This window comes from Paenibacillus timonensis (assembly GCF_022427145.1).
GTDB classification, from domain to species: Bacteria; Bacillota; Bacilli; order Paenibacillales; family Paenibacillaceae; genus Fontibacillus; species Fontibacillus timonensis.
This window is the reverse complement of sequence record NZ_JAKSXN010000029.1, coordinates 59,160-65,611: the sequence shown is the minus strand read 5'-3', so window position 1 is coordinate 65,611 and position 6,452 is coordinate 59,160. Positions and strand designations below refer to the sequence as shown.

The 6,452-nt window shown below is 55.8% G+C and carries 6 protein-coding genes; all 6 read right to left on the bottom strand.

Going from position 1 to position 6,452, the window contains the following annotated elements; translation table 11 throughout:
* Window positions 1-287, bottom strand: a 287-nt coding sequence (locus tag MJ257_RS13095; RefSeq protein ID WP_240269681.1) for a hypothetical protein, incomplete at its 3' end; no start/stop codon positions are given.
* 21 nt (window positions 288-308) lie between these two features.
* Complete coding sequence (locus MJ257_RS13090; protein ID WP_240269680.1) at window positions 309-1,121, bottom strand: carbohydrate ABC transporter permease; 813 nt, start codon at window positions 1,119-1,121, stop codon at window positions 309-311.
* 14 nt (window positions 1,122-1,135) lie between these two features.
* On the bottom strand, window positions 1,136-2,023 hold the full coding sequence (locus MJ257_RS13085) for a carbohydrate ABC transporter permease (RefSeq protein WP_240269679.1): 888 nt from the start codon (window positions 2,021-2,023) through the stop codon (window positions 1,136-1,138).
* A gap of 89 nt (window positions 2,024-2,112) precedes the next feature.
* Window positions 2,113-3,429 carry an ABC transporter substrate-binding protein gene (locus MJ257_RS13080; protein ID WP_240269678.1) on the bottom strand — a complete coding sequence of 439 codons (1,317 nt, stop codon included), beginning with the start codon at window positions 3,427-3,429 and terminating at the stop codon, window positions 2,113-2,115.
* Between the two features lie 89 nt (window positions 3,430-3,518).
* Window positions 3,519-4,847 (bottom strand): ABC transporter substrate-binding protein, encoded by a 1,329-nt coding sequence (locus tag MJ257_RS13075; protein WP_240269677.1) that lies wholly within the window; start codon window positions 4,845-4,847, stop codon window positions 3,519-3,521.
* A complete protein-coding gene (locus tag MJ257_RS13070; RefSeq protein WP_240269676.1) occupies window positions 4,837-6,423 on the bottom strand; it encodes a response regulator in 1,587 nt (528 codons plus the stop codon). Before MJ257_RS13070 ends, MJ257_RS13075 begins: the two co-directional genes overlap by 11 nt.
* Between the last annotated feature and the right edge of the window lie 29 nt (window positions 6,424-6,452).

The following is a 6,452-nucleotide window of genomic DNA, read 5'->3' as shown; positions in this document are numbered from 1 at the left end:
CGTATGGCACCGATGAGATTTTCGTTATGGGTCAAGACGCTAGATGATACCTCAAAGTTCCATAAATCGATGTAAACACGCGAGATAATATGCAAAGCTAAGTCTACAAAAGCATTGTAGGGCAGGACTCCGGATTTAGGGGGCCTAACCGTTTTTGCAGGAATTCCCAAAAAATTGGGCTTAGGGCTTGGAAAACCTGCACTTTTGCAGGTTTTCTCCCTTCCGTCGCCCCCGGCGTCCCAAGATTCGATGCCGAACCCGCTCCCTCGAAACCGCTTCGTGATCAAAGGCCGGATTTTTGAACTTCCTTACTTGATGCCGGTCATTTTGATGCCTTCGACGAGGTACCGCTGCGCCACAAAGAACAACAGCAGCGTCGGCAGCGCGGCGATCACCGCGGCGGCCAGCACCACGTTCCACGGCGTGTAATACCCGCCGCCGACGAGGTTCGCGAGCTGCTGCTGCACCACCCACAGCGATTCGCGCTGCGTGATGATCAGCGGCCACAAATACGCGTTCCAATTGGCGACGAAAAACCCGATCGTCAGCGGAATAATGATCGAACGCGACAACGGCAGCGCGATCCGGAAGAACGTTCCGGCCACCGACAAGCCTTCGATATAAGCCGCTTCCTCCAGTTCCTTCGGAAAATCGCAGAAAAACTGCCGGAACAGGAAAATCCCGTAAGCATTAAAAATCGACGGTATGATCAGTCCGGCATAAGAGTCCAGCATGCCGAAACTTTTCGTAATCAGGTAGAGCGGGATCGTAATTACCGCAAACGGTACCATCAGCGTGCTTAACATCCAGGCGAAAATGTACTTCCGCCCAGGGAACCGCAAGCGGGCCAAAGCGTATCCCGACATCGCATGAAACATCATGGCGACGACGGTGACGGTGATGCTGACGATCAGCGAGTTGCCGATCGAACGCAGCAAATGCGTCGTTTGGATCGCTTCGGTAAAATTGCTCCACGCCAGTTCCATGGGAACCCACGTCACGTCGAGCACATTCTCCTCCGACCGCAAGGAGCTTATCACGAGCAGGTAAATCGGGAACACCATCACCAGCCCCAGCAGGACGGCGATCAGATTCTGCGGCATTCGCTTCCATGTTCTCACTTGGGGTCACCTCCTTAATCTTTGGCGGAAAACAGCTTCATCTGGACGAGGGACAAACAGAAGATAAGCAGGAACAGGACGAATGCCAGCGCCGACGAGTATCCCATGTTCAATAGCTGAAAGCCTTGCTTGAAAATATAGACGACGCTCACCTCCGTGCTGTTCGCCGGTCCGCCTTTGGTCATGACCATGATTTGGTCGAAGACCTGGAACGAGCCGATCGTCGTCACGACGAGGATAAACGTATTGGTTTCTTTGAGCAGCGGAAACGTAATGCTCCGGAAAATCTGCCAGCGCGAAGCCCCGTCGATCGTGGCGGCTTCGTAATAATCCTTGGGGATTTCCTTGATCGCCGACAGGAAAATAATCATGTTATAGCCGACGTTGATCCACAGCAACACCGCGACGATACTGTACAACGCCTGGGAGGTCGAGCCGAGAAATTGCTGCGGCTGACCGCCGAAAAACGCCAGGATCTCGTTGACGATCCCGTTACGGGGATCGAGCATGTACATGCCGATGATCGCTGAGATGACCGACGTGATCGCAAACGGTATCAGGAACATCGTCCGCACGGGGGAAACGATTTTTCCTTTCAACGCGTTCAGCATCACCGCCGAACCGAGCGATAGACAAAACAGCAGCGGTACGTAGACGACGGTGAACTGCAGCGTTTTTCCGACGGAGTGCCACCAGTCCGCATCTTTGGACAAGCTGACGTAGTTGTCAAAGCCGATGAACTTCATCGGATTCAACGCGTCCCAATCATGCAAGCTGACGTAGAATGCGTAAACGATCGGTAAAAAAACGAAGATGAACAAGCCCAGCAGATCGGGCAACAAAAAACAGTAGGCCGTGATTCTTTCCTGCCATAATCTTGTACGCCATTTGCGCGGAATCACTTCAACCCCTCCTCCAAAGAGATTCGGGGGAGGCGGGCGACCCGTAAGCAACGTCCGCCATCCCCCAATCCGACTTATGCCTTGTATCTTTACTTCATCGCTTCATTGATTTTGGCGTCGGCGTCTTTGGCGGCTTCCGCCCCTGTTTTGTTGCCGAACATGACTTGCGTCATCGCATCGCCGATCGCTTCGACGACGTCGGGGTTATACACCGGTTCCGGAATGGCCGATTCGTAAATTTCGTTCGTGAACACTTGGCGCAAGCCTTTGTTGTAAATTTCCTTGCCGGCTTCCACCACCGATTGGCGGGCAGGGTAAGCGAACTTCGTTTCCGTCGCCCATTTCAGCGGACGGGACGTGTCGGCGTCGGCAAAGGCCCACATGACGAATTTGGCGGCTTCCTCCAGGTTTTTGCTCTTGGCGTTTACGGCGAACTTCCAGCCTCCGGCCGTCGTTACCGCTTTGCCTCCGTCGGGAATCGGCAACGGAGCGAGCTTGATCGGTACGTCGCCGTAGACTTCCTCGATCCGGCTGACCGCCCAGGTGCCGCAAATTTGCATGGCCGCCGTCTTTTTGCCCAGGTTATCGATCTCCCAAGGACCGTACTGCAGCTTGGAAGGCGACAGTTTCTCCTGGAAGAACGTGCCCCAGAAATCGAGCGCCTTCGCCGTCTCCGGCGAATTGAACGCCGACGTCTTGCCGTCGTCCGCCAACACCTTGCCGCCGGCTTGCCACAGGAACGGATAGAAGTTGAAATTGAAGTAAGCGCCTTTATCTGGCGGAAGCACAAGACCGGCCACTTTGCCCGTCGTCAGCTTGCGGGCGGCTTCCAGCAGCTCATCCCACGTTTTCGGCACTTCGACTCCGGCTTGTTTGAGCATGTCTTCGTTGTAGTAAAGGCCCAGAAGCTCCATCTCGTAAGGCAACGCCAAAATTTGGCCGTCCACCGTTACCGCATCCAGCGCGGAAGGAAGGAAGTCTTCTTTGACCCCTTCCGGAAAATACGGCGACAAATCGGCCAGATACCCGGAGTTGGAGAATTTCATGAAGTCGCCAGGGCTGATCATGTAAATGTCGGGACCATTGCCGCCGGAAAAAGCGATCGGCAGTTTCGTCGAGGTGTAATCGGCCTGGTTGTAGGTGGAGTATTCGATTTCCACGTTCGATTGCGATTCGTTGTACGCTTTGACGAGATCTTCGAAATACTTCTGCTCGGCTTCGGTGTGCATATCCCAGAACTGCAGCTTGACCTTTTCCTTCGTCCCCCCGCCGTTTGCGGCCGGGGCTCCGTTCGAATCGGCGTTATTCGCCTGATTGTTCGAACCGTTCGAGCCGCAGCCGGCCAGGAGAAGGAGCAAAAGCGCCATGAGAGCGGGCAAAACGATCTTCCAACGAGTCTTCTTCATCTCTTATGAATCCCCTTTCATTTGTGGTCGACTTCAGTATAGTCGCCGGGGATTCATGCTCGTAACGGGAAATAATTTCGGAGGGTGGATTATTTTTCGTTGTCCGTCAGGTAATCGGTAATTTGCCGATAGGTGCTGGCAGCAAGATCATCAGGCAGCGCTCCGCCGTACAGCAAACGCTGGAGCGAGTCGGTGAAAATACCGCTGATTTCCGCCGGATATTGCGGTTCTTGCCGCTCCGTCCCGTAGATCTGCTCCGTGAAAACCTGGCGCAAGCCTTTTTGGTACAATTCGCCGCCCGCTTCCATGACCGATTTGCGCGGGGAATAGGCAAACTTCACCTCGCTGACCCACTTCAGCGGGAGCTCCGGTTTGCCGGCAAACGCCCACATCACGAATTTCTTGGCTTCGTCCGCGTTTTTGCTGAAATGGTTCACGCCGATCTTCCACCCGCCGGCGATCGTGACCGGCTGTCCGCCGTCAGGCATGGGAAGCGGAACGACGCCGATCGGTTTGTCGGCGTAAATCGTCTCCAGCATGCGGATATTCCAGGTGCCGCTGACTTGCATGGCCGTTTCGCCGCTGGCCAGGATGCCGATATCGGTCGTCGGGCGGGACGGGTGCATATTCAGCAGTCCCTGATCCGTCATACCGCGGAAAAACCGGAACATCTTGTCGGCGCCAGGAGCATCCAATCCCGAGGTCCGCCCGTCTTCGGACACCAAATCCGCCCCGGTCTGCCACAAAAAAGGGAGCCAGGCGAAATTTTGATAAACGCTTTTGAACGTTTCCATCGTCAGCCCGCTGACACCCGGCGCTTTCAACACTTGGGCTGCCTTTTCCAATTCCGCCCAGGTCGACGGCGGCCGAATTCCCTTCTCGCGGAACATCGCCTCGTTGTAGTACAATCCCAGCAGTTCCGTTTCGAACGGCACCGCGTAAATCTGCCCGCCCAGCGTCACCGATTCCAGCGCCGCATCGTTGAAATCCCGCCGGATCTCCGGCGTGAATTCCGCGGTGAGCGGCTCCAGAATCCCCGCATTCTCGAACCGCCGGATCGTCCCCGGGGATACGAAAAATACGTCCGGCCCATGTCCCGAAGCAAACGAAGCCAGCAGCTTGCTGTCAGTGAAGTAGTCGTCGCTCGAGATAAAGTCGACCTGGATTTCCACGTTCGGATGCTCCCGCGTATATTGCTCGCCCAGCCATTTCCAGAACTCAAACTCCTGGCCGGTATGAAAGCTCAGCAGATGCAGGACGATCCGGTCCGGGTCGGCCTGCGTGATTTGCGGATGCTCCAGCAAAACATCGAGGTCGCCGCGTTCCGCCGGAGGCTGCGGCGACGGCCGGCAAGCGGCAAGCAGCAGCGTTACGGCCATGACCGGCAGCAGCCAACGCCAAATCGCTCTACTTCTCATCGTCCTCGTCCTTCCGGTAGAAAAATTGCCGATACTCCCCCGGCGTCACGCCCTCCGTCTTTTTGAACAGCCTCGAGAAGTACTTTACGTCTTGGTACCCGACCATCTCCGAGATGTTGTACAACTTCAGATCCGGGTCCATCATCAGGTTCTTCGCCTTATCCATCCGGAACTGGGTCAAATACTCGATAAACGACATCCCCATCTCCTGCTTGAAAAACGAACTGAAATAACTGCTGCTCATGCCCGCCTTGCCGGCCACGTCGTTCAGCGAAATATCCTGCATGTAGTGGCGATGGATAAAGCCGACCGCCGTTTCCAGCGTCCGGTTGTGCTTCTGCTGCTTTTTCCATTCCGCCTTGTCGATTGCCGCCTCCGTCAGCTCATCGACGAACCGGATAAACTCGTCGGCGGAGAAATTCACCTGAAACCATTCGTAAGGCTTAAGCTCGTCTTGGAAGACCAGGGCGGTGATTCTCTGCTCGTGCACATAGCGAACGACGGAGGACAACAACTGCAGGCAATACCCGTGAAAGACCGGGTAAACGACGTTTTGCTCCAGCACCGTGCCGACGAAGCGGCGCAGCGTCTCCCGCACCCGCGCGCCGTCGCCTTCGCGAAGCGCCAGCACGAGCGCCTCGTCCAGTTCGCTCGGATAGCCGGGGGCGTGCCCGTTCCCTTCCATGTTCGCCAATTCCCCATGCTCATGCACGAGACCGCTCCCGTAAATCCAACGGTTCAACAGCGCTTCGCGCGCTTCGGCAAAGGCTTGAGGCAGCTCGGCGAAATCGCCCGTGCGGCCGCTGATCCCCACCGAAATGGAGATGTGCACCCAACGGCGAACTTCATAAATCATCGATTCATAAACGTCCCTCGGGCAAGGCCCGCCGAGCAGCAGAAAATAGATTTGCGACGCGCTCGCAAACAAGAAACGGCTGCCCAGATCCTCCCGGTTCTGCAGAATTTCGTACGCGACATTCCGTACGGCAAACACCACCAGCTGACGGTCTCCCCATTGGTCCTCGGTCACCAGCTCGTCGAAATCCTCGATATCGATCGCGATGACGTGATAATTCTTCACGGCCTCGGGAAGTTGGCCGCGCAGCCGGTCAAGATGGTCGGCGGAGTCCTCGATGCCTAGCAGCCAATCCTTCCACAGCTTGGCGTAATGGAAATCGGCGGATATCGCCGAGGCGCCAGTAGCCGGCTTGCGGATTTCTTTCTTCAACCGTCCGAGCAAATCGCGAACCTCGTCCGGTTTCAGCGGCTTGAGCAAATAGTCGAATGCCCCGAACCGAATGGCGGTTTTGGCGTATTCGAAATAGCCGTACCCCGACAAAATAACGACCTGAACCGGATATTCCCGCAGCACGTTCAGCAAATCCAAACCGTTCATGTTCGGCATACGGATATCGGTAATCACGAGATCGGGCATATCCCTGCGCACCAGTTCCAACGCTTCGTTTCCGTTCTTGGCTTGGCCCACGACCGTCCATTCGGCGTCCAGGGCGGGAATCAGCTTGGTGAGTCCGCTGCGGACCTTCGGCTCATCGTCAACGATCAATGCTTTATACATGTCATATCCCCCTGTTTGATTGATCTAGG